Source organism: Mariprofundus ferrooxydans PV-1, from assembly GCF_000153765.1.
Lineage (GTDB): Bacteria > Pseudomonadota > Zetaproteobacteria > Mariprofundales > Mariprofundaceae > Mariprofundus > Mariprofundus ferrooxydans.
In genome coordinates, this window is record NZ_DS022295.1 from 1,119,377 (window position 1) to 1,143,459 (window position 24,083).

Sequence of the window (24,083 nt, forward strand, 5' to 3'; positions counted from 1 at the left end):
CCACTGCAGCCATTGTTGCAGTAACATACCTTGCTCCGGACGCGCATAGTGGCCGGGGCGTACGAAAGTACACCGAAAGGAGCGCCGTTTGTATTACGAAACTATTTTTATAGTCAACCCTGACATCTCTCAGGAAAACACCGAAGCGATGACCGATGAACTGATCGGCAAAGTGGAAAAATCCGGTGGCCGCATTGTAAAACGCGAAAACTGGGGATCACGTCCTCTGGCCTATTCCATAGCCAATCGCAAACGCGGTAATTATGTCCTGCTGGTCACCGATGGTGAACCTGAAGCCCTTAAGACACTCGAGCACGCAATCAGCCTGGAAGAGCGCATCATCCGTTCACAGACCGTCAAACTCACCGAACTCTCTGATGAGCCGTCTCCACTGGCACGTCGCAAGAAACCTGCCGAGTCGGAAGAAGCTACTCCGGAAGCAGCTGCAACTAATGATACTGCAACCGATACCGCCGCCGATGATAGCGTAACAGCAGCAGCCTCTGACAGCGATGATGGAGCAGCCAAGAGTGACGGAGCCGAAGCAGCAGCCTGAATTCAATCGGGCCCGGATCACCGGCCGGTTGCAACAGATTCGTGATCGCTGGATGCCGGATGGCAGTAAAGCACTGATTGCAGAACTGGTAACCCGCCGCCCGGAACTGGGTCCTGTTCGGGCAGGTGTTCAGGATGAACAGCCACTGCCTTTGCGCGCCGCAGGCGATATCGTCAGCCAGATGCTCGCCCTCGATGGTCAACTGGTGACCATTGAAGGCTGCCTGCGCAGGAGATTTTACAGCCGGGAAGGACAGCCCTGCTGGGGTCAGATGGAAATTTGGGTGGATCGTTGCCAGCGCATTGAGCAGGCCGCGGAATCGCACCAGACTAGAGATTGAGGAGATATCAAGATGACTGAAGCAACAAAAACCGAAGCAACAGCAGCACCACGTCCACAGGCAGCACGCCCACAGGGTGATCGTCCGCAGGGCGACCGTCCACAGCGTCCACAGGGTGATCGCCCGCAGCGCCGCCCCGCCGCCGGTCGTTTTCAGCGCCGTCGTAAATTCTGCAAGTTCTGTGCAGAAAAGAACGTAACGATTGATTACAAAAACCCGGATCTGCTGCGTGGCTTTATTACTGAGCGTTACAAGATTCTGCCTTCACGCGTGACCGGCACCTGTTCTTCACACCAGCGCAGACTGACCACAGCTATCAAGCGCGCCCGTGTGCTGGCTCTGATTCCGTTCACCCCGCTGCATCACGACTGATTAACAGATTGCTGATCTGATGCAGGAGCAAGCTCCGCAGACACTGCCACCTGTAGCATCACTGCTGCTGACGCACCGTCTGCCATGTGCAGCATTGATACTGGTCATGCTGTCGACAGCGATCTGGATGCCGGTACTGCTACAGGGCATGCCTTCATTCATTATCGTGCTCTCGGCACTGATAGGGCTTTCACTGCATGTACTGACACCGGCACTGGTCGGCATCATTACTCTGGGCGGCGGTATTGTCTTTGCCGGTCAGGTGGTGGTTCTGGCGGCCATAGGAGCGTCTGTCCTGTCCGGGTTTTCCCTGCTACCCGGTCTGGTCACATTGATTGTTTACGGGCTACTGCCACTACTGGCGGCAGCGGCTCTGGCACGGCAACAGGGGATGCAACAAAGTGCCCGTTATCTGGCTGTCGGACTGGGACTCACGGTACTGGCAGGCATGATTGCAGGTGCAATCATGCAGCATACAGGTCTGCGCGAGTTTGTCGCTCAGCTGATGTTGCCGGTGTTTGATGAAACGCAGAAACAGGTACCTGCCTCCGAGGTGGATACCTTGCAGGTATTGAACCAGGCGCAACAGATGATGATATCGATGTTGCCCGGCCTGGTCGCCCTGAGCATGTGGTTTGCATGGTGGGGGGATTTAGTGCTGGCAAGAAATTTTGCCAGCCGTTATGGTTTTTACCGTGGTGATGCGACCAGTCCGCTGGCACTGAGCTTCGGTAAATCTGCGGCATATCTGTTTCTTGTATTACTGCTGCTGGCCAATTTGGCCGCAGGAGATGTGCAGTATGTTGCTATCAATGCATCCATTATGGTGGGCGGGTTGATGGCGGCACAAGGCATTGCAGTTGGACACAGCTGGTTAAAAGCCAAGGGTATGATGCTGTCCATCTCGATGATGTATTTAATGTTGTTTATCTGGTCGTTCATGATCGTTCCGTTCGTGATTGTCGGTCTGATGGATATATGGTTTGATTTTCGCCGGAAAATTCCGGCTGTTGGAGGATAAATATGCAATTGATTTTACTGGAACGCGTTGAAGGACTTGGAAACGTCGGTGATGAAGTCAGCGTCCGCCCGGGTTATGGCCGCAACTTTCTGATCCCCCGTGGAAAAGCCTCTCCGGCGACAAACGGCAACCGCAGAATTTTCGAGCGTCGCCGTGCACAGCTTGAGCAGAAGCAGGCTGAGATTCTGGCCGCAGCGAAAGAGACTGCCGACAAACTCGCAGGCCTGAGCCTGGAAGTGGTTCGCGCCACCTCCGACGGCAAGCACCTGTACGGCTCTGTCGGCACAGCTGAGCTGGCCACACTGCTGGCTGAAAACGGTTACGAAGTTGAGCGTCGCCACATCCTGCTGGATGAGTCTATCAAGGAAGTCGGCGAACAGGTATTCCGCGTACGCCTGCATCCGGATGTTACGGCTGAAGTATCCATTCAGGTTTCCGCTGAACAGCATTGAGTCAACTGACTCCCCTGCGCACTGATACGCTCCGCGAGCGTATGCCGCCGCATGCTCATGATGCGGAACGGGCAGTGCTCGGGGGAGTCATGCTTGATCCCGAAGCACTGGAACGCCTGGAAGGCTCTCTGAGGCCCGAACATTTCTATGTCGGCGCCAACAGTCATATATTCCATGCGATTCTGGACCTTTCCACCAAAGGGCAGCCGATTGATGCACTGACGGTCAAGGATTACCTTGAACAACGTGATGAGCTGGCTGGAAGTGGCGGTGAAGCCTATCTGGCCGAGCTGATCAATGCCGTTCCGACATCAGCCAATGTACGCCATTACGCCGATATCGTGCGCGAGCGTTCGGTACTGCGTGAACTGCTTTCCGCATGCAGTAAAATCAGCCGTGATGTTTATGATGAAAGCGGCCGCGAAGTCAATGAACACCTCGATCTGGCCGAAAAAAACATCCTGGCTGTAGCTGAAAACTTCAACCGCGCCCGCCCCGCCTTCAACAAGATGGGCGAGTTGATGGTGCAGAGCTACAAGGAGTTGGAGGCCCGCTACGCTGAAAAGAAAGCGGTAACCGGCGTCTCCACCGGTTTTGATGACCTCGATGTCATGATGGCCGGCATGCAGCGCGGAGACCTGATTGTCGTAGCCGGTCGCCCCAGTATGGGCAAAACAGCCTTCTCCATGAATGTGGCCCAGAATGCATCCATCCGCTCTGATGATACCGGTGTCGTTGCTATCTTCTCACTGGAAATGTCAGCCCAGCAGATCGCCATGCGTATGCTGGCCGTGGAAGCGCGGGTGGACATGTCGCACCTGCGTACCGGTAGCTTTTCCGCCAGCGACTGGAGTCGCCTGGCCGGTGCCAGCGGCTCACTGGCTGAGTCTGCTATCTTCGTGGATGACACCCCCTCTATCTCGGTGATGGAGGTGCGCTCAAAATGCCGCCGCCTGAAACGCGAGGAGAAAAAGCTGGATCTGGTTGTCATCGATTATCTGCAGCTGATGAGCGGCCGCTCCGACTCCGAACGTCGTGAGCAGGAGATCTCGGAAATCACCCGCTCGCTGAAGGGTCTTGCCAAAGAGATGGATGTCCCGGTGATTATTCTCTCCCAGCTTAACCGCTCACTGGAGCAACGCGCTGACAAGCGACCGATGATGTCGGATCTGCGCGAGTCAGGCGCCATTGAGCAGGATGCCGACGTGATCATGTTCATCTATCGTGATGAGGTCTACAACAAAAAGCCGGAAACCGAAGGCATTGCCGAGATCATTGTCGCCAAGCAACGTAACGGCCCGACCGGTATCGTAAAGCTGGCTTTCCTGAACAAATATACGCGTTTCGAAAATTTGGCCCGCGGCGACTTCGACCACTGATATCCGGGGCTTAAACCGCCCTTCTCATCATTGCCAACGCCTTATCCTGTTGCCGGGTTGAAACCGGCTCTCTACTGTCACTTGATGATTGTATAACGAAACGTCATTCTGCTGAGCCTGTTCTTATGCAATAACAGATTGACGGGGGCAAGCAATGTACATGCAGGGATTGCGTCAAAGCCGGAATATCCTTATTCAACTGACTATAGCTACGCTGCTGGTCCTCATACTCGGCACCTACTTCTCCGATCTGTTGCGCATGATTTATTTCTCCAACCAGCAGACTACGGCCGGCTATGCCATCAACGGGTTAATTGTCGCCCTGTTTCTGCTTGCCCTGATCCGCATGGTTGTGCTGCTCATCTCCTATGATCGTGAAGAGCAGGCGCTCTCCCACTTCCAGACGAATCTGAATCAGAACCGGCAGGATTTGCTGGAATTTGTCTCGCCCTCATCCATGATCGCCATTCGGGTGGAGATGCTGGAAAGTATGCGTCAGCAACGTACCGAGATTCATCATCAGGCACTGGCAGCGACACTGGTTGCACATGAGAGTACGCGCACAGCCCTGATCCGCTTTATTCACAATATCATGATTCTGTGCGGCGTACTGGGTACGATTATTTCACTCTCCATCGCCTTGTTAGGCGCATCCACCCTGCTGGAGCAGGCTGTTTCATCAACCGGCATGGGCATGGTGATTCACGGCATGTCTACGGCCCTCTCCACCACCATGACGGCTGTCATCTGCTATCTGTTTATCACCTATTTCTTTTCAGCTCTGCAAAACCTGCAAACCCGCATACTCGGACGCATCGAACAGCTGACAACCACCCGCCTGATGCCGCTGTATCAGGTGACCGAAGAGGCGATTACCGGGCATGCGCTGGATCTGGTCAGGGAGGCTCATCTGCTGGTGCAGTCGCTCAATGAGAAAGTAAACGCCTTTGATCTGCAATCGATCAATGAGAGCATTGAGAAGACAGCTGCTCAGGGACGGCTACAGCATGAAGAGATGCTCGGTCAGCTACGCGTACTCTCGGCACTACTCAAAGACGGCTTCCGGTTGCCGAAAGACTGACTGGCATGCAACAGGGATTTGTCGATCTGCGCTTGAACGGCGAGCACTCCGGCGACGAGAGCTTCTGGCCCTCGTTTACCGATATCATGATGGTGATTGTGCTGATCTTTATGCTGGCCATGGTCACGCTGCTGGTGAAAAATATGGATCTGGTGCATCAGTTGCGCACCTCGCTTGCTGCAGAGCGGGCAGCCACCATGCAGGCTCACTCCGCCAGCGATATCAATGCCCGGCTGAATAAGCGTCTGCAGCATCTGGAAGAGGAAGCTGCGATGTTGCGCATGCGCCTGATTGATCTGGGTGAAGAGCACAGTCGCTCTCTGGCGCAACTCAAAAACAGTGAGCAGGAAAATGCACAGTTAAAAGCCAGTCTGCACAGCATGACCAGCGAGAGAGATGCCGCCCTGTCGGAGAAGAGCGTGCTGGAAACCAGTCGCGCGGAGCTGCAGAGCACATTGCAGCAACGTGAGCAGGAGTTGCAACAGCGTCAACAGGAACTGGCTGCACAGCAGCAACAGTATCAGCTCCGCCTGGCGGAAATCGCCAGCCTGAAAGAGAGCAACAATACACAACTTGATCGTCTGAGCAGGCTGGAGAGTGAATACGCCACACTGGAAAGCAAATATAACAAACTAATTCGCCCTGCCCGCTCCCCGCTGGGTAAACAGGTGGTACTGGTTCGCTACCACAAACAGAACGGGAAATTGATCATGGAGATCAAGTCAGCGACCGATGATGCCTATGTCACCGTCAGCGGCGTCGAGCTGCATAAACGCCTGGACGAACTGCAGAAAAAGTATGGCAAGAAACTGTATGTCCGCATTATTTTCCCGGATGACAGCGGCCTCTCCTACAGCGAGGCATGGAACCTGACCGAGTCACTGCTGCGCATGTACGATTACTACTATCAGGAGTGACAGGGCGGTAACAAGTTACAGCTTGAGCGCTTCAGAGTTCATCATTCGTGACCGGAACGTTCAACTTGTAACTGCTCCTGCAACGCTTCCAGCTCTTCCCAGCGCAGATAGGCTGCGGCCAGCGCATTTTCCAACTCGCTCAGGCGTTGCTGATCCTGCTGGAAAGCTTTGGCATCACGCGAGAAGTAATCCGTATCGCAAAAGCGCACTTCGATCGCCGCTTTTTCCGTTTCCATTGCTTCAATAGCAGCCGGCAAACCGTCGAGCTCCCGTTGATCCTTATAGGCCAGCTTGCGCTGTTTTTTTTCTGTTTTGACCGACGTTGTTGCTACAGGCTGCGACTGCTTCACAACCTGTTTCTGCGCCTCAACCTCCTGCACTCGCCGGGTTTTCCATGCCAGGTAATCGGAATAACCGCCCTCTACAGGCACAATCTCGCCATTGCCCTCAAACGCCAGCACACGGGAGGCGACCCTGTCCATAAAAGCGCGATCATGGGATACCAGAATCACCGTGCCATTATAACGGGAGAGCGCCTGCTCCAGCACCGTCAGTGTGCCGATATCCAGATCATTGGTCGGCTCATCCAGCACCAGCACATTGGCCGGCTCAAGTAACAGCTTGGCCAGCATCAGGCGCCCGCGCTCACCACCGGAGAGCGCGGCAACCGGCGCATTCAAACGCTCCTTATCGAACAGAAAGTCCTGCATATAAGAAACAATATGGCGCGGCTCCTGGCCACCGATATGCACATAATCGCCGCCCATCGGCAACAGCACATCCCTGAGCTTCAGCTTATGATTCAGCTCGCGCATCTGGGTAAGAAATGCCGGCGCCAGCCGCGCACCGTGGCGGACCCGCCCGCTATCGGGTTTAAGCTCACCGAGCAACATCTTTAACAACGTGGTCTTGCCGATACCGTTGGGGCCGACCAGGCCAACCCGGTCGCCGGCCATGATTTTGTGACTGAATTTATTACAGATCACCGTATCACCAAACCGATGCGACACCTCAACCGCCTCCATCAGCATTTTACCGGCCTTGATACCACTGGCGACACGCAACTCCACATCACCGCTGCGCAAGCGCCGTGAGGCACGCTGCTTGCGCAGCTCCTCGAGCGCACGACCACGCCCCTCATTGCGCGTACGCCTTGCCGGAATGCCCTGCCTGATCCAGCGCTCTTCACCGGCCAGCAAACGATCAAATTTACGATGCTGCGACGATTCAATGGCAAGCATCTCGGCCTTCTTGTCCAGATACTCCGCATAGCTATAGGGGAAATGCGTAAGCTTGCCGCGATCAAGCTCGATAATCTCTTCAGCCACCGCATCGAGAAAATAGCGGTCATGAGTAATAAACAGTACTGAGCCTGGGAAGCCGGCAACAAAATCTTCCAGCCAGTCTATCGATTCGATATCCAGATGGTTGGTAGGCTCATCCAGCAGCAACAGGTCCGGCTCGGCAACCACGGCACGTGCCAGCGCCACGCGCCTGAGCCAACCGCCGGAGAGCTCGCCCACATCGCGATCGGAATCCAAATGCAGCTTCGAAATGGCCGTTTCAATCCGGTTATGGAACTGCCAGGCATTGATGCGATCCAGCTCCGCCTGCAACACTTCAAGCTTTTTGAATGCGGCGGCATCATCGGCATCCTCTTCAAGCCGGCGCAACACCGCATGATAGGATTCCAGCGTTTCGGCCACATCGCCAAGTCCTTCGGCCACAACATGGAATACACTCTGGCCGGCATCAAAATGCGGATCCTGCGGCAAATAGGCAACCGTCGCCCCGCTGCGTATACCGATATTGCCGGAATCTGTTTCAACAAGACCCGCCATAATTTTCAGCAGCGTCGATTTACCTTCACCATTACGGCCGATCAGACCGATACGCACGCTGCGTCCGATGGAGATGCTGACATCGTCCAGCAACACCTGCGATCCGAAAGCTTTATCCAGATGATTCAAAGTCATTATAGGCATGCCCGGAAGCATAACCGCTCAGAGCAAAAAAAACGCCCCGCAGATGCGGGGCGCTTCATCACACAACTTTGCTTTGAGCCGTTTATTGTCTGCCGCAGTGGCCCCGACCACCTCGATCCATACCTCCGCGTCCGGGTTTACCGCCCTTGCGGAAGTTCTTTTTCATCTCCGCAGCCTTTGTCCGCTGCGCAGGTGTCAGGATCGCATATATCTGCGCCCGCACTTCGCTATGATGGATCACCATCTGTTTGACCAGTTCCGCCTTCTCATCCGCCAGTCTGGCGACCTGCGCGCTGTAATCCTTTGCCCCCGGATCCAGCATCCGCAATGCGTCCCGATTCTTCTTCATGGCTTCATGAATCGACTGACCGGCAGTACGGCTGTCAGTGTGAATCTGTTTAAACTGTTGCCGCTGCTGAGCGCTCAGATTTAAATCATCGGCCATACGTTGCATGTGCCGCCCGCCTTCGCCACCGACAGGGTTCGCGGTAGCGATATTCGCGCATCCAACCGCCAACAGCGCTGCCACGCCAAAGATCAGTGTGCTTCTCCAGTTTGAGACTTCTCTGTTTACCTGAGTCATCGTATGCTCCTTATATTCCATCTTCTTACACGCCTACCAATGCGCAGATCGAATACTGTACACGGCACTGCAAAGTTGAACATGCGCTTTGCAACAGTTGTGCAATAAGATGTAAAGAATACGTAAAATAGACTTCCACTGAACCATTTGCATGGCAAGATACCGTTATGGCAATTTTATTAATTGATGATGATCGCGAGTTATGCGAACTGATGAGCCGCTTTCTCAGCAGTGAGGGCTTTGATGTCTGCTGCGAGCATGATGGTATCTCGGGTCTGGCCAGGCTCAAACAGGATCAGTTCGAGCTGGCGGTAGTCGATATTATGATGCCCGGAAAAAACGGCATGGACCTGCTGCGTGAGCTGCGCCAGAGCTCGTCACTGCCGGTCATTATGCTGACCGCGCGCGGTGAGGAGATGGATCGCATTCTGGGGCTGGAGTTGGGCGCCGATGATTATATGCCCAAGCCATGCAACCCCAGAGAGCTGGCTGCACGCATCCGGGCTGTGCTGCGTCGCAGCGACACACAGCAGGAGAGCGATGATAAACAGGAGACCCGCTTTGGCAGTCTCGAGTGGCATCCGCAATCCCGTACCATTACCGAACACGGCGAGCCGGTGGATCTCACTGCCACAGAATACAATATTCTGACCGTGTTAATGCAACATGCCGGTGAAGTCGTCAGCAAATATGAATTAAGTCAGGCTGCTCTGGGCAAACGGCACGGCCCGTTCGATCGCACGCTGGATGTGCATATCGGACATCTGCGTAAAAAAATATCTGCCGCCGACAACACCGAAGCGCGCATCAAAACCGTGCGCAGCGTCGGCTGGCTGTTTGTGCCCGAATAGCAATGCGGCTGTTCTGGAAGGTATTTTTAGCCTTGATGCTGACATTGCTGCTAACTGCAGCCATGTCGACATGGCTGAGTCAGAAATGGTTACTGGAAAATCAGGCGATTGAGATGCGCCTGATGACACTTGCGAGCCTCGGTGAGACGGCAGTCAGCCTGTATGAGCAGGAAAGTCCTGCCGATTATCACCGCTGGCTCAGGCATACCATGCGAAGCCAGAAATTTCGCGGTAACCTCATTGATGCGACAGGCAAACCTCTGCTCTCCCGCCCGCTGCCGCCGCGGTTGCAGCATCTGGCTCAACAGGTTGCAGCACAGCAAAAGAGGGTCACAATTATGCAATCGCCACTACTGGCCGTTGCCACGCCTGTGCAAGGTGAATCAAAACACTATTACTGGATTGCATCCTCCCACCTCTCTCCTGAGCATATGCGGGAAGAGATCTACATGCGCATTGCCATTGTATTACTGGCAATCGGCATCGTCAGCTGGCTGCTGACGCGCATGTTCACCCGCCCTATACGACAGCTGCAGGAGCGTACCGTACTACTGGGTCAGGGTAGCCTGTCAACAAGATCGCCGGAAAATATCTCCACACGTAAAGATGAACTCGGCGATCTGGGCCGCAGCTTCGATGCCATGGCAGTTCAGCTGGATACGTTGATCAACAGCCACAAACAACTGCTGAGGGATATCTCTCACGAGCTGCGCTCACCATTGGCTCGTCTGCAGGTTGCGCTTGAGCTGGCACGTAATGATGCCGGTGGTAAAGCTGGTGCTGAGCTGGACCGAATCGATATGGAGGCTGAACGACTGAACGAACTGATCGGCGAAGTGCTGGCGTTGGCCCGTTTTGAAGAGGGCGCTGTTCAGGCCAGAATGAGTCGGCTGAAACTCGATGATATGCTGCGTGAAATCGCTGCCGATGCGACCTTTGAAGCCGAGCCTGCAGGAAAAATCGTTGTCACTACCGACTTTGCTGTTTGCTATATCATGGCCGATCAACTGTGGATTAGCCGAGCTCTGGATAATGTCATGCGCAATGCCATCCGGCATACAGCTGCCAACAGCAGTATAGAGGTCACCTTAACCGTGCAGGAGAACCGGGCATGCGTCGGTATCCGTGATCACGGCGAAGGGGTGGCGGAAACGCAGCTGGCTCATTTGTTTGATCCCTTCTTTCGCATCAGTGAGGCACGGGAGCATGATGGTTCTGGCTACGGGCTCGGGTTGGCTATCGCAAAACGGGCGGTTGAATTGCACGGAGGAAGCATTCTGGCTCGCAATCATCCGGATGGCGGTTTGCAGGTGGATATCGGTCTGCCTCTCGTCTAGCAGATACATGGATCACTCAGATCAGGCAGGTAATCCGGCTGATTTGTACACGCAGGATCAGAAACTTCGGTTCAATCTATCTATAATCAACAGTGAATAACGCAAGAAGGAGGCTATCATGTTCCTGCAATTCACAGCGCTTCTACTATCATTGATATTCTGCATGCCGGCAGCACAGGCCGCTGACAAGGCTCTGCTCGGAGCCCTGATTGGCGCCGGTGCCGGTGCCGCTATCGGTCATTCCGTCAAAAGAGGAGGTGGAGCAGGCACCGGTGCGCTCATTGGTGCCGTAGGCGGTTATGTCATCGGCAACCAGATGGATAAATCCGCAGAACAGTCGGCACAACCACCCGCCAGCCCTGCAAAATCTGCCAGCATCCCCCCAGCCACTGCCAATTGCGGCAGAGCCAATGATTTGCTGGATCAGGCTGATCGCAGCCGGGATAATGACACCAAGATCTATCTGCTGGAGAAAGCGTCCGGTCTCTGCCCTGATTATGCCCGCATTCACAACGACCTTGGCGTAGCCTACTACCAGCGCAATGGTCGCTTTGACAGAGATCGTGCCCGTGATGAATTTAATAGCGCCTTGCGTATTAATCCGGACTATCAGATTGCACGGGATAATCTGGCCCGGTTATAAGCGCATCAAAAAAAGAGGGGCTTTAAACAAGCCCCCTCCCGGTGAATCTAAATATATCAGATTGATCAGAAGTGCATGGTTAGCGTGCCGACTGCACCCCAGAGCTTGGCTTTCATATTGGCTCCGACCTCGACATTGGTCCAATACTGCATCCACTCCGCGCCAACCGATACTTGGTCGTTGACGGTGAAGTCACCGCCAAAACCGTAGCTGAAGCCGGTTTTCGTAGCCGCAGAGTGCAATGTCAGGACTCCCAATGTTATCGGCCTTGAAAATTTACCTGTTGTAGCACCTGCTAGAGCATACAAACGAAAATCCGGTGATACAGGGTATTGAAACTTTGCCAAATAAGAAATAAAATAATCACTCTTCAAACCGACCGTAAACGGTGCAGGTGCCCCAAGTGTTCCGGTTGGATAGGTTTTATCACCCTGACCAGTTGCTCCAAGACGTAATTCGCCACCGAAATAGTCATTTATGTCTACTCCAAATTTTCCGAAACCGCCAAAAACGTTATTTTTCTGAGCGAAGCCCGGCTCTTTGTATTCCAAGCCAAATACGCCTATGCCAATACCTGCATACGGCTTTATATCCTGCGCCTGAGCTGTCACACCGCCTGCCATGATCATTGTAGCGCCAATAAGCACTCTTTTCATTTTCCCTCCAGAAATGATTAAATTAACTGCCTGATTGTTATTAACAGTTTTGACGCTGGGTTATAGACGATAAACCAGACTTGTCAAACTACCCTCGCTCTAATCCAGACATGGCTACCAGCAATGCTTACATCTCGGCATCAGCCATGCCGCTCAGTTATTGTAGAAGACAAAAAAAGAGGGGGCTTTTAAAGCCCCCTCGCGATAAACCTAATGTATCCTGTTGATCAAAAGTGCATCGTTAACGTACCGACTGCGCCCCAAATCTTAACTTTTCCGTTTGTCGTAACAGTCACATTAGTCCAGTACTGCATCCATTCAGCACCGACTGACAACTGATCGTTAACGGTAAAATCACCACCGGCACCGTAACTGAAACCCGTTTTGGTTTTCGAGCTACCTGTACCGAGAGCAGGTGTCATTGTTATTTTAGACTTTGCCGTCGTAGCACCCAGCATGGCATAGAGGCGGAAGTCCTGAGATACCGGGTACTGCAACTTGGCCAAATAAGAAACGAAATAATCAGCCTTCTGCCCTATTGTACCAGCTGGTGAACCAGCAGCAACGCCACCTACGCCATACGTTTTATCACCCTTGGCAGTTGTACCGACACGTAACTCAGCGCCGAAATAGTCATTGACATCGACACCGAACTTGGCAAAGCCGCCTAATACGGTGTTCTTTTGTTTAAAGTTGATACTAGTGTCCTTCATCTCAAGACCAAATGCACCGATACCAACACCGGCATACGGTTTGAAATCCTGAGCCTGAGCAGTGACGCTACCTGCCATGATCATTGCTGCACCAACAAGTACCCTTTTCATATTACCTCCGATATTTACCTTCATCCGCCTGAACAAAGTGCTATTCAGCTACGGGCTTGATTTATAGCTATATATTCAACACTTGTCAAAAAAGCCACACACTTATTGAGCTATTGTGTGTCAATTACGCACAGCCTCAGCCAAGCGTGCGCAAGCGCTCCAGGCCGGCAGCCATATCGGCATGTTTGGTCCTGCTTTCATCCAGATCCGCCTGCACCTTGGCCACGACCGCATCCGGTGCATTATCGCGGAATTTCGGATTATTCAGCTTCCCCTCTCCCATCGCGATATCCTTCTGCAGGCGAGTCATATTCTTTTCCAGTCTGGCCATCTCTTCATCCACATTAATCAGTCCGGCCAGCGGCAGGAATACGCGCGCGCCTGCCAGTGGCGCCACTGCGGCTCCGTCAAGTTCACCGTCGGCAGCTAACCACTCCAGACTCTCTAGTCTGGCCAGACTCATCATCAACTGCTGTTGCCCTGCCAAATCCGTACGTACGGCATCACTCGCTGCAATAACAGCGGCAATACGCTTGCCGGGGTTCACATTCATCTCACCACGAATGGATCGGATTGCCGATACCACTTCAATCACCTTGGTCATGCGACGCACGGCATCAGCATCGTGATCTGAACGCGGTGTATGCCAACTGGCAGTGACCAGACGTGCATCCGCCCCGTGCAGCTCCTGCCACAGCGTTTCGGTGATGTACGGGCAGATCGGATGCAACAGCTTCAACCACCCCTCCAGCGCCGTCAGCATCGCCGTGCGGGTCTCTGATATCATGGTTTCATCATCGCTCCACAGAGCAACCTTGGCCGCCTCCACATACCAGTCGCAGTAGGTACCCCAGATAAAACTGTAGAGGGCGCCGGCCGCCTCATTGAAACGATACTCCTCCAGCGCCTTGTGCACCTCGGCTGCAGTTGTATCCAGCTCGGCCAGAATCCAGCGGTTTGCATCCAGCTGCGGACGCAGGCTTGCATCCGGAACCGCATCAGCCCGATTCATGAAGACGAAGCGCGCTGCATTCCAGATCTTGTTCATGAAATTACGGTTGGACTCGATACGCGTCTCATCCAGTTTTACGTCACGACCCGGTGTCGCCATATGTGCCAGCGTAAAGCGCAACGCATCCGCACCATATTTACCGGTCATCTCCAGCGGATCAATCACATTGCCCTTGGACTTGGACATCTTCTGCCCTTCCGCATCGCGAATCAGCGCATGGATATAGATATCCCTGAACGGCACTTGGCCGGTGAACTTCATGCCCATCATAATCATGCGGGCAACCCAGAAGAAGATAATATCAAAGCCTGTGACCAGCACATTGGTCGGATAAAACTGATCCATCTCAGGCGTTTTATCCGGCCAGCCCAATGTGGAGAAGGGCCACAGGCCGGATGAGAACCAGGTATCAAGCACATCCTCATCCTGACGAACAGATGCCGAGCCGCAGCCCTCGCAGCACTCGGGGGTCGCGCGGGAAACGGTGATATGATCGCAATCGCTGCAATACCATGCCGGAATCCGATGCCCCCACCAGAGCTGGCGGGAGATGCACCAGTCCTGGATGTTACGCATCCACTCAAAATAGGTCTTTTCCCAGTACTGTGGCACGAAACGGATCTCGCCATCTTCTACTGCCTTGATCGCCGGCTCAGCCAGCGGCTTGATATCGACATACCACTGATCGGTCAGATACGGCTCCAGCACCGCATGCGAGCGGTCGCCACGCCCGACCTGATGGGTATGATCTTCCACCTTGTGCAGCAGCCCTTCGGCATCCAGATCAGCCACCACATGCTCGCGCGCTTCATAGCGCTCCATACCGCGATATTTCTCGGGCACATGCTCATCATCGAGCATATGCGCTTTAGCAGTCAGGATATTGATCAGTGGAAGATCATGCCGTTTGCCGACGTCGTAATCGTTGAAATCATGCGCCGGCGTGATTTTCACGCAGCCGGTTCCAAACTCCGGATCGACATAGTCATCGGCAATCACCGGGATCGTGCGACCGGTAAGCGGCAGAATCAGCTCCTTACCGATCAGTGCCTGATACCGCTCATCATCCGGATGCACGGCCACGGCCGCATCACCGAACATTGTTTCCGGACGCGTGGTAGCCACAATCACATGTTTGGACGGATCATCGGCATACGGATAACACATATGCCAGAAGTGTCCCTGCTCCTCGACATGTTCCACTTCCAGATCAGAAACCGCCGTTTCCAGCACCGGGTCCCAGTTCACCAACCTCTTGCCGCGATAGATCAGCCCCTCTTCATAGAGCCGGACAAATACTTCACGCACCGAATGCGACAGCCCCTCATCCATGGTGAATCGCTCGCGCGACCAGTCGCACGATGCGCCCAGCTGCTTGAGCTGATTGACTATCGTGCCGCCGGAGTGCTCTTTCCACTCCCAGACCCGGTCAAGGAATCGCTCGCGGCCCAGATCGCGCCTGTGTACCCCCTCTTTATCCAGGATGCGTTCCACCACCATCTGGGTGGCAATACCTGCATGATCGGTACCCGGCTGCCAAAGAGTGGATTTCCCCTGCATTCGCTGCCAGCGAATGAGCGTATCCTGAATGGTAAAGGTAAAGGCATGACCCATATGCAGGCTGCCGGTGACATTCGGCGGCGGAATCACAATACAGTAGGCATCATCACCATCAGCCTTGGGCCGAAATGCGTCGGAGCTAAGCCACTGGTCATTGATGGCAGGCTCAACCGCCTGTGGGTCGTAGGTTTTGGCAAGCTCATGCTGACTCATGTGGTTTCCTTTGGATAACGAAATAGAGTTCGCCATGCTACGTGCTGCCGTCAGCCGGGCAACCGCTTAGTTCCAACACTCACAACTGCTTTCTCCGTCGCTGATTGCCTGCCCGGCAGAAATGTCGATACCTCTCAGCAACCGCGTGAATCTTATCCCTAATAAATATATGATGAATATCCGGATTATATATATGCCAATGCCTGACACAGGTTCTTCATTATACAATTGATAAAAACAAAGAAAATACAGCATTTGACGTAGCCTAATACGGCAGGCGCAACGCCCGGCAGAGAAACTGCATTAACGGTGCAGCAGCAATGAAGTAGTCACAGGCGATATCGGCCAGGTCCGCCTGCTCGATCAGTACCGGCGCAATATCGCTGATACCGATAAAATCCTTGCGCCTGATATCCTCGATCAGCGGATGGGTTTTATCGAATCCCCGCGGCGCCGTTTTCAGACTGTCACCATCAAGATAAAACCAGCGGCTGAACGCTTCATCATCGCGTGCAGCCAACCAGAGATCGGGCTCATCGGCAATAAACTGCCGGATTTTCAACAAGGCATCGGCCGGCGGGTGCCAGATACCGGCTCCGATAAAGCATTCGCTCGGGCTGATATGCATATAATAGCCGGGAGCATGCACATCCTTGCCCGCTTCGTGGCGGAACTGGATACCGATATTGGTTTTGTACGGTGTCTTGTCTTTGGAAAAGCGGCTGTCGCGATAAACCCGCATCAGGGATCCACCCATCTTGCGGGCATCCGCTCTGAAATGCGGCGAAAACTCAGGCAGGCGTTGGCCCACCGCTTCGATAAAACTGAGCGCCGGCTCCCTGACGTGCTGTTCATAACGTTGTTTGTTCTCATTGAACCAGTCGCGATTATTGTTCGCCGCCAAAGCTTCCAGATAAGCAATGGTGTCCGGGCTGAAACTCTCCGCCATCAGTTCAAACCGAACTCTACTGCATATTTAGCAATCCACTCTCTTGCGGCCTCTTCGGGTGTGATTTGCCGCCCACGGCTCACCTCCTGCTTGCGATAGTTTTCAATCTGGCAGACCTGCTCCACCAGCCGGGCCTTGAACAAGCCCTGCTGATCCTTGAAGCTGACACCGACTTCAAAACCATCTGCCTCCTCCTGGCTCCAGCACACCGTACATGTCTCTTTAAACGGAGGATGGACATGCGGAATGGCGAGAATCAACATCGCACCGGGCATCAGAGCTACATTGGTCCGGAATGAGATGCCACCTTTACCGACATCCCTCACCTGCACATCCGATAATAACGGACTGGACTGCGGATAGATTTGTATCGGTATCTCCACCGGATGACGGATAAAGGAGCGGCGATCTTCCTGCCTGGTCATGGTCATGTTTTGCTACCCAGATATTTCGGGTCGAGCCCCATCTGGCTATAGGTGCGGAAACGCTCGCGTGCCGCCTGTTTCAATCCTTCGTCCCAGCCATCGACGAAATCAACCAGATGGGCAAAGCCGGATATATCAGGCGGCACTTCCAGTCCACCATTAATAAGCACCGCGGGATTGTTATCACGAATGATCGAGGTCGCCAGCAGGATCGGTTGCCGGGCATTCTGTGCAGTATCATTGCCGGCCACGGCATGGGCCAGAAAGGATTCTGGATGGATCGTCCAGAGGCGCTCATCCAACTGGGCTGCAAAACCGGGATCCGGACAGAGCACCAGCAAGGATGGCGTCAGACGGTTGCGTCGGAGCAGCAGCCGGGCAATTCCTTCCACCCGATCCGGATTTTCCAGCAACTCAAAATGCACGCGCATATCACTGCTCATGGGCAAGCCGCTCCTTCCACACATGCATCAGCACCATCAGCGCCGCCACCGGTAGCGCCACGGCCAGCGGCTGAGCCGTAGACGGCTGCATATGGTAGCCCAGCCCCAGCACGGCCGCCTCCACCGCCACAATCAAACCGGGAATCTTCCAGGCCCACTGCGATTGCAGCCAGCGTTCGACGGGCCAGGAGCCCGACCAGCGCCACAGTATCCACATCGTCACTACACCGATGCCGAGGCCTGTCATCACATCGGTCGGGAAATGAACACCGCCATACACTCTGCCGATAGCCGCCAGCACGAACAGCCCACCCACACTCCAGCTGCGCCACGATTTCACCGACCAGAGCAAAAAAGCCACCAGCAGCATTACTCCGTCGGAGGTCGCATGACCGGATGGAAAGCTGTGCGATGTCAGCGTTGAGCCCAATACATGTACATGCTCCAGCAGTGCAGGCGGACGCGGCATATCAAACATATGTTTAATTACCTGCGTAATCAGGCCGGATAACAGGTAGGCAATCAGGGCGGCAATCCCCAGCCGCAGGCGAAACAGCATGAGCAGCGAGCATAACAGTGCCACGACCAGACCATCCCCCAGCCCGCTGAGCACACCGAAGAAGAGGTCGCCGGCAGGCGTATGAGCATTATTGATCATGTGAAACAACGGATATGGATCGCTGGCAGTTTGCATAGGGTGGAGACTAGAAGCCTGTCGAACGCAGGGCAACACAGACCCGGCTATCAATCACCCCGCCGATGCAACGCAGAAGCAAATGCTACTGCTGTGCCCGCTAGCGAAAATGGCATCACCATCGCTTCATCCCGCGTTGCAAGAAAACAGCTTGGCTGGCAGCAAAGAGTGATTGCGCACATATCTCCGGCCTTTGAATGGATCCGAAAACCCGCGACTTGCCATCGTTTGGTGCCTCAAGCATGCTCCCGAGAGAGGCTTTAACCTCAACACTATTTGGAAATACAGGGGCGCATGTCATGCAGGACGAAACTCGGATGATCAGGCTGGTTGTATGCGGGGCACATATGAGTGGCATGGGCTTGAACAGTCAGCTCACAAACCTCGGGGCGAGGCTGGAAACAGCCACCGAAACCGCTCCCGTTTACCGATTTTATGCTCTGGCAGGAGAGCCCAAACGGCCGGGCCTGATCAGGACGGGAGAGAAGGATGGTCATGCCATCAAGGTCGAGGTCTGGCTGGTCCCCTCAGCAAATCTCGGCGCTTTTGCCATGCTGATTCCGTCGCCGCTATGTCTGGGCACCGTATACCTGCAAGGCGGAGAAAGCGCGCTGGGCTTTCTCTGCGAGCCAATCGGCATTCAGGGAGCCACGGAGATTACCCATATGGCAAGCTGGCGCACCTATCTGAACACCCTGCAATGACAAGCCTGGAAAGCCGGCATACGTAAGTGCCGGCTTTTCTCATCCCTGCGCCATTACTCCAGCACTCTGCGACCCAGTGCGAGTAGCGCCCTGTCGTGAAATGCCGGTGCAAACAACGTGATGCCGAAGGGTAGACCGTCGGGCTGAAAACCTGCCGGCACAGCCAGAGCACTCAGATCCAGCAGATTCATGAAATTGGTATAGTAACCGAGATTTGAATTAAGACGGATCGGATCGGCCTCAACTTCGGCCAGAGTATAGATAGTGCCGGCTGTCGGGGTTACCACGCAATCCACCGCAGCCAGAATCTCCGCCGTAACCTGCCTCAGCTCCTCAAGCCGGTACATCGCCTTGAAGGCATCGACCGCCCCGATATCCCTGCCCGGTTCGATAATCGCACGCGTGACCGGCCACAGCGCATCCGCATGTGTCTCGATGAAATCCTCGATAGCAACATAGCGCTCGGCCACCCACGGACCCTCATAGAGCAGTCGGGCAGTCTCAAGAAATGGAGCAAAATCGATATCGACGCGTTTGCCTCCGTCGGCCTCCAGTTTCTCTACAGCCCGGTAGTACAGGGCTTCGGCATGGCTGTTGCCGAAGAATTCAAGTGTCGAAGCTTGCGGCACACCGAACGTAAAGCTTTCGCTATCAACAACGGTCTCTGAAATCACCGGATTTTTGCGTGAGTAAGCGTCCGCGGCATCGTAACCTTCTGTAATCTTCAACAACGTTTCCCCATCCTTAAGGTTCAGCGCAAAAATGGATACGCAATCGAGCGAACGACATGCGGGTACGACGCCACTGGTACTGAGTAAGCCCTTGGTGGGCTTGATGCCGATCAGGTTATTGAAGGCTGCCGGCACCCGACCGGAGCCGGCTGTATCGGTTCCCAGCGAAAAGGAAGCCAGACCTTTGGCCACTGAGACGGCCGAACCGGAGCTGGAGCCGCCGGAGATATAGGTCGGATCCATGCTGTTACGTGTCGCGCCAAAGGGCGATCGCGTTCCAACCAGCCCGGTAGCAAACTGATCCAGATTGCTCTTGCCGACCGGAATCGCACCTGCATCAAGCAGCCGCTGTACCACAAGCGAGGAATTTTTCGGGATATAGGCGTACTCGGGACAGCCCGCCGTGGTAGGGATACCGGCCAGATCGATATTATCCTTAATGGCAAATGGAATACCGTAAAGCGGCAGACTATCCGGACTCTGCCCTTCCAGCCGCTGCAGCCAGGGCTCCACTTCGTCAGCAGAGAGCGGGTGAATCCAGATATTGTCACCCCGGCACGCTTCGCTACGCCTGCGGATTTCAGCCATCACCGATGCAGGCGTTATCTCACCACGACGGTAGCGGGAGAGCAGGCTGGCTATAGAGAGGTCAATCATGATGCCTCCCCGGCAATAACAATCAGGCTCTGCCCGGCCGCTACCAGACCGCTGTTGACCAGAACCCGGCTCACCGTGCCGCTGCAGGGCGCCGGGACAGGTACTTCCATCTTCATTGATTCGACGATAATCAGCGTATCCCCCTCCTCTACTTCCTGCCCCTCTTCCACCACGACCTTCCAGATATTACCGTGTACCGGGCTGGCTGCAGCCTCTTCCCCTGATTGCAGACTCAGCTGCTCAGCCGGCTTCTCCTCTTCTGCCGTAACACTGGCATAATTCGACTGCCCGCTGGCCTCCCAGCGCGCGCGCTCCTCATCGAATGCCTGCTGCTGACGCTGTTTGAAGCTGCGGATACCTGCATCATTCTCCTGCAGAAATGCCTTGTACTGTTTCAGGCTGAAGCTCGTCGGCTCAATTTTGAGCTGGCAGAGACCGAGCGGAAAATCCTCGCGCATCTGCATCAGCTCTTCATGTGTCACCGGATAAAAGCGGATTTGGTCAAAGAAACGCAACAGCCATGGCTTTTGTTCGATGAAGGCGTCCGTTTGCCGGTAGGTGTTCCAAACCTGGGTTGTACGCCCGACAAACTGGTAACCACCCGGTCCCTCCATGCCATAAACACACATATAAGAGCCGCCGATACCGACGGCATTCTCCGGCGTCCAGGTCCGGGCCGGATTGTATTTGGTCGTCACCAGCCGATGGCGCGGATCAAGCGGCGTCGCCACGGGCGCCCCCAGATAGACATCCCCCAGTCCCAGCACCAGATAACTGGCATCAAAAACGATGCGCTTAACCTCGTCAATACTGTCCAGACCGTTGATACGACGGATAAACTCGATATTGCTCGGGCACCACGGCGCATCCTTGCGCACCGACTGCATATACTTCTCAATAGCCAGTCGAGTCTGCTCATCATCCCAGGATAGCGGCAGATGAACAATGCGTGACGGCAGTTCCAGATTTTCAATATCGGTCTGTTCGACTTCTGCCTGCTGCAATAATGCCAGCAGCTTTTCCCTCGGCAGGCGCAGATTATCGAAATGGATCTGCAGTGAACGGATGCCGGGAGTCAGGTCGATAATCCCCTCGACATTGCGCATCCGTATCCACTGCATCAGGGCATGAGCGCGAAAGCGTAGCTCCAGATCCAGTTTTGCCTCACCGAATTCAACCAGAATATTGTCATCACCGGCCTGACGATAGGTTACGGCAACGCGGTCCCCTTCCCCCTCAACCCGCCTCAAAACCGGCGTACCCGGCTCTTCGAGCGGCTGCCAGAGTGATGAAACAGGTTGCAGATGCTCGATCTGAGCCAGCTGCTCTTTTTCAAGCACTACGGCCGTAGCCTCATCAACAGCAATAAATCGCACCCTGTCGCCAGGCTTGAGCTGCCCCATCTTCCACAGATCGGCCTTGATGATGGTGGCAGGACAGACGAAGCCACCGAGACTGGGCCCGTCCGGACCGAGGATAATCGGCATGTCGCCGGTAAAGTCAATCGTACCCACGGCATAGGCATTGTCGTGAATGTTCGATGGGTGAAGGCCAGCCTCGCCGCCATCGCTTCTTGCCCATGCAGGTCTCGGGCCGACCAGACGAACGCCGGTACGGCTGGAGTTGTAGTGTACCTCCCAGTCGGTGGCGAAAAACATCTCGATGTCGGCATCGGTAAAGAAGTCAGGCGCCCCGTGCGGTCCATAGAGCACACGGATATGAAGATGTTCATCCTGCCCCGGAATCAGAGCGGCAGGCAGTGCCGGTTCATCACCCGCAGGCAGAGCCGGCTTGATATGCAGTTTGTCCCCCACCCTCAGCGCCCTGCCGCAATGGCCACCGAAACCGCCGAGCGTAAAGGTCGACTTGCTGCCCAGATAATCCGGCACCTGAAAGCCATGCGCCACACAGAGATAACTGCGCTGCCCGGCATCCTCTACTGCCCCGATTTTCAGTACGTCCCCCGCCTTGACTGCAACAGCCTGCCAGAATGGTACAGCTGCCCCGTTCAGCGTTGCTTTCATCCGGGCTCCGGTCAGGGCAAACACCGAATCGGCATTGAACTTCAGGGTAGGACCGGAAACGGTAATCTCCAGCCCCGCCGCATTCTCATCGTTACCCAGCAGGCGGGTTCCAAGCCTGAAGGCATAATTATCTATCGGTCCGGAAGGTGGCACGCCAACATCCCAGTAACCGAGTCGTCCCGGGTAATCCTGCAGCATCGACTGCGTACCTGCATTGAGCACCTCAATGGAGTGTTCTTCATAAACAAAACTGTTGAGATAACGGGTATAGGCCCGGCCTTCGATGAACTGGTCATCCACGACCACCTGCCTGAGGTAGTTCAGATTGGTTTCAACCCCGGCAATTGCGGTGTGGTGCAGGGCTGCGGACAGGTGCTCTACAGCCTCCTCGCGCGATGCCGCCTTGACGATCAGCTTGCCCAGCATCGGATCATAATAGGGCGGCACCTCGACTCCGGCGGCAATCCAGGTATCGAATCGGGTCTTCCCGGGCAGCACCACATGATTAATCATACCGGCTGAAGGGCGGAACTCCTTGCCCGGATCCTCGGCGTAAATACGCGCCTGGATGGCGTGGCCCACGGGCGCATGCCGGTAATCCCTGATAAACGCCGATTCACCGGCTGCCAGCCGTATCATCCACTCGACCAGATCCACACCTGTCACCTCTTCGGTAACACCGTGCTCCACCTGCAGGCGTGTATTGACCTCAAGAAAGTAGAATGATTCGCTGTTGGGATCGTAAATAAATTCAACTGTGCCGGCCGAGCGGTATTCTACCGCTTCGCCGAGACGGACCGCCGTGTCCATCATCGCTGCACGCACAGCATCGCTGATATTGGGTGCCGGACTCTCCTCCAGCACCTTCTGGTTACGCCGCTGCGTCGAGCAATCCCGTTCTCCCAGCGCTGTTACGAAACCCTTGCCGTCACCGAAAATCTGTACCTCGATATGGCGTGCATGTTCTATATATTTTTCCAGGAATACGCCGTCGTTGCTGAAGTTGCTGCGCCCCAGCCGCTTTACCGACTCGAAGGCACTGACCAGATCCTCCGCTTTCCAGCACAGCTGCATACCGATTCCGCCGCCGCCTGCCGTACTTTTCAGCATCACCGGATAACCGATTGATTCCGCCGCCGCTACCGCCTCATCGAGATCCAGCAGCAACTCCGTACCGGGCAATAACGGCACCTGCTGCTCTTTGGCAATCTGCCTTGCCGTATGCTTCAGACCGAAACAGCTCAGCTGTTCAGGAGTCGGCCCGACAAAGCGGATACCGTTTTTCTCACAGGCTTCGGCAAAGGCGACATTCTCGCTTAAAAAACCATAGCCCGGATGGATGGCTTGTGCACCTGTATCCAGTGCTGCCTGAATGACCTTATCGATATTCAAATATGTATCAGAGGCACTGCTCTCACCGATGCAGATCGCCTCATCCAGCATGGCAACATGGCGAGAGGTTGAATCGGCCCGGGTATACAGGCCGACGGATTCAATACCCATCTGATTGAGTGTGCGTCCGATCCGGCAGGCTATGGCTGCGCGATTTGCAATCAGGACTTTACTGAACATGTGAAACTCCCACGAAATTTATTCTGCGGGTCGTCCCGGGTAGCAACGGGGCTCCGTCGGTCGTCCCGCCCGGGCCATAGGTTTGATTACTGCGAAGCGGCA

The 24,083-nt window shown here is 54.7% G+C and carries 23 protein-coding genes; 12 read left to right on the forward strand and 11 right to left on the reverse strand.

Going from position 1 to position 24,083, the window contains the following annotated elements:
• Positions 1-88 precede the first annotated feature (88 nt).
• The 8 genes from rpsF (at position 89) to SPV1_RS12070 (ending at position 6,118) form a co-directional block, all read left to right on the forward strand.
• Positions 89-556: a 30S ribosomal protein S6 gene (rpsF, locus tag SPV1_RS12035; protein ID WP_018294924.1), complete on the forward strand. Its 468-nt coding sequence runs from the start codon at positions 89-91 to the stop codon at positions 554-556.
• Entirely contained in the window at positions 531-896 is a 366-nt protein-coding gene (locus SPV1_RS12040; protein ID WP_009851495.1) for a hypothetical protein, read from the forward strand. Before rpsF ends, SPV1_RS12040 begins: the two co-directional genes overlap by 26 nt.
• 12 nt (positions 897-908) lie before the next feature.
• Complete coding sequence (gene rpsR / locus SPV1_RS14820) at positions 909-1,268, forward strand: 30S ribosomal protein S18 (RefSeq protein WP_009851496.1); 360 nt, start codon at positions 909-911, stop codon at positions 1,266-1,268.
• A gap of 19 nt (positions 1,269-1,287) precedes the next feature.
• On the forward strand, positions 1,288-2,289 hold the full coding sequence (locus SPV1_RS12050) for a DUF2232 domain-containing protein (RefSeq protein WP_009851497.1): 1,002 nt from the start codon (positions 1,288-1,290) through the stop codon (positions 2,287-2,289).
• Positions 2,290-2,291: 2 nt separating this feature from the next.
• Complete coding sequence (rplI, locus tag SPV1_RS12055) at positions 2,292-2,741, forward strand: 50S ribosomal protein L9 (protein ID WP_009851498.1); 450 nt, start codon at positions 2,292-2,294, stop codon at positions 2,739-2,741.
• Positions 2,738-4,120, forward strand: coding sequence for a replicative DNA helicase (gene dnaB / locus SPV1_RS12060; RefSeq protein ID WP_018294925.1), 1,383 nt, complete (start codon positions 2,738-2,740; stop codon positions 4,118-4,120). The genes rplI and dnaB overlap by 4 nt, the downstream gene beginning before the upstream one ends.
• Before the next feature lie 160 nt (positions 4,121-4,280).
• The gene (locus SPV1_RS12065; protein WP_231288394.1) at positions 4,281-5,201 is read left to right on the forward strand and encodes a hypothetical protein; all 921 of its coding nucleotides are present in this window, start codon (positions 4,281-4,283) and stop codon (positions 5,199-5,201) included.
• A gap of 5 nt (positions 5,202-5,206) precedes the next feature.
• Complete coding sequence (locus SPV1_RS12070) at positions 5,207-6,118, forward strand: hypothetical protein (RefSeq protein ID WP_009851501.1); 912 nt, start codon at positions 5,207-5,209, stop codon at positions 6,116-6,118.
• Positions 6,119-6,159: 41 nt separating this feature from the next.
• On the opposite strand, the gene SPV1_RS12075 is transcribed toward SPV1_RS12070, so the two are convergent.
• Positions 6,160-8,094 carry an ATP-binding cassette domain-containing protein gene (locus SPV1_RS12075; protein WP_009851502.1) on the reverse strand — a complete coding sequence of 645 codons (1,935 nt, stop codon included), beginning with the start codon at positions 8,092-8,094 and terminating at the stop codon, positions 6,160-6,162.
• A 91-nt stretch (positions 8,095-8,185) separates the two neighbouring features.
• Positions 8,186-8,686 carry a Spy/CpxP family protein refolding chaperone gene (locus SPV1_RS12080; protein ID WP_018294929.1) on the reverse strand — a complete coding sequence of 167 codons (501 nt, stop codon included), beginning with the start codon at positions 8,684-8,686 and terminating at the stop codon, positions 8,186-8,188.
• 167 nt (positions 8,687-8,853) lie between these two features.
• Between SPV1_RS12080 and SPV1_RS12085 the strand changes: the two genes are divergently transcribed.
• The 3 genes from SPV1_RS12085 to SPV1_RS12095 all read left to right on the forward strand — a co-directional run bounded on the left by SPV1_RS12085 (position 8,854) and on the right by SPV1_RS12095 (position 11,517).
• A complete protein-coding gene (locus SPV1_RS12085; RefSeq protein WP_009851504.1) occupies positions 8,854-9,537 on the forward strand; it encodes a response regulator transcription factor in 684 nt (227 codons plus the stop codon).
• Positions 9,538-9,572: 35 nt separating this feature from the next.
• Positions 9,573-10,874, forward strand: coding sequence for an ATP-binding protein (locus tag SPV1_RS12090; protein WP_231288395.1), 1,302 nt, complete (start codon positions 9,573-9,575; stop codon positions 10,872-10,874).
• A 118-nt stretch (positions 10,875-10,992) separates the two neighbouring features.
• Entirely contained in the window at positions 10,993-11,517 is a 525-nt protein-coding gene (locus SPV1_RS12095) for a glycine zipper domain-containing protein (RefSeq protein WP_040881870.1), read from the forward strand.
• Between the two features lie 65 nt (positions 11,518-11,582).
• Here the strand turns inward: SPV1_RS12095 and SPV1_RS12100 are convergent, their stop codons facing one another.
• The 7 genes from SPV1_RS12100 to SPV1_RS12130 all read right to left on the reverse strand — a co-directional run bounded on the left by SPV1_RS12100 (position 11,583) and on the right by SPV1_RS12130 (position 18,293).
• Positions 11,583-12,173, reverse strand: a complete 591-nt coding sequence (locus SPV1_RS12100; protein ID WP_009851507.1) for a porin family protein — start codon at positions 12,171-12,173, stop codon at positions 11,583-11,585.
• Positions 12,174-12,400: 227 nt separating this feature from the next.
• Positions 12,401-12,997, reverse strand: a complete 597-nt coding sequence (locus SPV1_RS12105) for a porin family protein (RefSeq protein ID WP_040881981.1) — start codon at positions 12,995-12,997, stop codon at positions 12,401-12,403.
• 136 nt (positions 12,998-13,133) lie between these two features.
• Positions 13,134-15,782 carry a valine--tRNA ligase gene (locus tag SPV1_RS12110; RefSeq protein WP_009851509.1) on the reverse strand — a complete coding sequence of 883 codons (2,649 nt, stop codon included), beginning with the start codon at positions 15,780-15,782 and terminating at the stop codon, positions 13,134-13,136.
• A 265-nt stretch (positions 15,783-16,047) separates the two neighbouring features.
• The gene (locus tag SPV1_RS12115; protein ID WP_009851510.1) at positions 16,048-16,731 is read right to left on the reverse strand and encodes a DUF2461 domain-containing protein; all 684 of its coding nucleotides are present in this window, start codon (positions 16,729-16,731) and stop codon (positions 16,048-16,050) included.
• On the reverse strand, positions 16,731-17,156 hold the full coding sequence (locus SPV1_RS12120; protein ID WP_152909266.1) for a PilZ domain-containing protein: 426 nt from the start codon (positions 17,154-17,156) through the stop codon (positions 16,731-16,733). The genes SPV1_RS12115 and SPV1_RS12120 overlap by 1 nt, the downstream gene beginning before the upstream one ends.
• A 2-nt stretch (positions 17,157-17,158) precedes the next feature.
• Complete coding sequence (locus SPV1_RS12125) at positions 17,159-17,599, reverse strand: DNA polymerase III subunit chi (RefSeq protein ID WP_009851512.1); 441 nt, start codon at positions 17,597-17,599, stop codon at positions 17,159-17,161.
• Complete coding sequence (locus SPV1_RS12130) at positions 17,589-18,293, reverse strand: phosphatase PAP2 family protein (RefSeq protein ID WP_009851513.1); 705 nt, start codon at positions 18,291-18,293, stop codon at positions 17,589-17,591. Before SPV1_RS12130 ends, SPV1_RS12125 begins: the two co-directional genes overlap by 11 nt.
• A gap of 299 nt (positions 18,294-18,592) precedes the next feature.
• Here SPV1_RS12130 and SPV1_RS12135 point away from each other — a divergent pair, with 299 nt between their 5' ends.
• Positions 18,593-18,997, forward strand: a complete 405-nt coding sequence (locus SPV1_RS12135) for an allophanate hydrolase-related protein (RefSeq protein ID WP_009851514.1) — start codon at positions 18,593-18,595, stop codon at positions 18,995-18,997.
• Between the two features lie 53 nt (positions 18,998-19,050).
• Here the strand turns inward: SPV1_RS12135 and atzF are convergent, their stop codons facing one another.
• Positions 19,051-20,385 (reverse strand): allophanate hydrolase, encoded by a 1,335-nt coding sequence (gene atzF, locus SPV1_RS12140; RefSeq protein WP_009851515.1) that lies wholly within the window; start codon positions 20,383-20,385, stop codon positions 19,051-19,053.
• A complete protein-coding gene (uca, locus tag SPV1_RS12145; protein ID WP_009851516.1) occupies positions 20,382-23,981 on the reverse strand; it encodes an urea carboxylase in 3,600 nt (1,199 codons plus the stop codon). Before uca ends, atzF begins: the two co-directional genes overlap by 4 nt.
• Between the last annotated feature and the right edge of the window lie 102 nt (positions 23,982-24,083).

Coding starts and splice junctions, on each gene's coding strand:
- rpsR (WP_009851496.1), top strand. CDS start 909: ATGACTGAAGCAACAAAAACCGAAGCAACAGCAGCACCACGTCCACAG.
- SPV1_RS12050 (WP_009851497.1), top strand. CDS start 1,288: ATGCAGGAGCAAGCTCCGCAGACACTGCCACCTGTAGCATCACTGCTG.
- rplI (WP_009851498.1), top strand. CDS start 2,292: ATGCAATTGATTTTACTGGAACGCGTTGAAGGACTTGGAAACGTCGGT.
- SPV1_RS12065 (WP_231288394.1), top strand. CDS start 4,281: ATGCAGGGATTGCGTCAAAGCCGGAATATCCTTATTCAACTGACTATA.
- SPV1_RS12070 (WP_009851501.1), top strand. CDS start 5,207: ATGCAACAGGGATTTGTCGATCTGCGCTTGAACGGCGAGCACTCCGGC.
- SPV1_RS12075 (WP_009851502.1), bottom strand. CDS start 8,094: ATGACTTTGAATCATCTGGATAAAGCTTTCGGATCGCAGGTGTTGCTG.
- SPV1_RS12080 (WP_018294929.1), bottom strand. CDS start 8,686: ATGACTCAGGTAAACAGAGAAGTCTCAAACTGGAGAAGCACACTGATC.
- SPV1_RS12085 (WP_009851504.1), top strand. CDS start 8,854: ATGGCAATTTTATTAATTGATGATGATCGCGAGTTATGCGAACTGATG.
- SPV1_RS12090 (WP_231288395.1), top strand. CDS start 9,573: ATGCTGACATTGCTGCTAACTGCAGCCATGTCGACATGGCTGAGTCAG.
- SPV1_RS12095 (WP_040881870.1), top strand. CDS start 10,993: ATGTTCCTGCAATTCACAGCGCTTCTACTATCATTGATATTCTGCATG.
- SPV1_RS12100 (WP_009851507.1), bottom strand. CDS start 12,173: ATGAAAAGAGTGCTTATTGGCGCTACAATGATCATGGCAGGCGGTGTG.
- SPV1_RS12105 (WP_040881981.1), bottom strand. CDS start 12,997: ATGAAAAGGGTACTTGTTGGTGCAGCAATGATCATGGCAGGTAGCGTC.
- SPV1_RS12110 (WP_009851509.1), bottom strand. CDS start 15,782: ATGAGTCAGCATGAGCTTGCCAAAACCTACGACCCACAGGCGGTTGAG.
- SPV1_RS12115 (WP_009851510.1), bottom strand. CDS start 16,731: ATGGCGGAGAGTTTCAGCCCGGACACCATTGCTTATCTGGAAGCTTTG.
- SPV1_RS12120 (WP_152909266.1), bottom strand. CDS start 17,156: ATGACCAGGCAGGAAGATCGCCGCTCCTTTATCCGTCATCCGGTGGAG.
- SPV1_RS12125 (WP_009851512.1), bottom strand. CDS start 17,599: ATGAGCAGTGATATGCGCGTGCATTTTGAGTTGCTGGAAAATCCGGAT.
- SPV1_RS12130 (WP_009851513.1), bottom strand. CDS start 18,293: ATGCAAACTGCCAGCGATCCATATCCGTTGTTTCACATGATCAATAAT.
- SPV1_RS12135 (WP_009851514.1), top strand. CDS start 18,593: ATGCAGGACGAAACTCGGATGATCAGGCTGGTTGTATGCGGGGCACAT.
- atzF (WP_009851515.1), bottom strand. CDS start 20,385: ATGATTGACCTCTCTATAGCCAGCCTGCTCTCCCGCTACCGTCGTGGT.
- uca (WP_009851516.1), bottom strand. CDS start 23,981: ATGTTCAGTAAAGTCCTGATTGCAAATCGCGCAGCCATAGCCTGCCGG.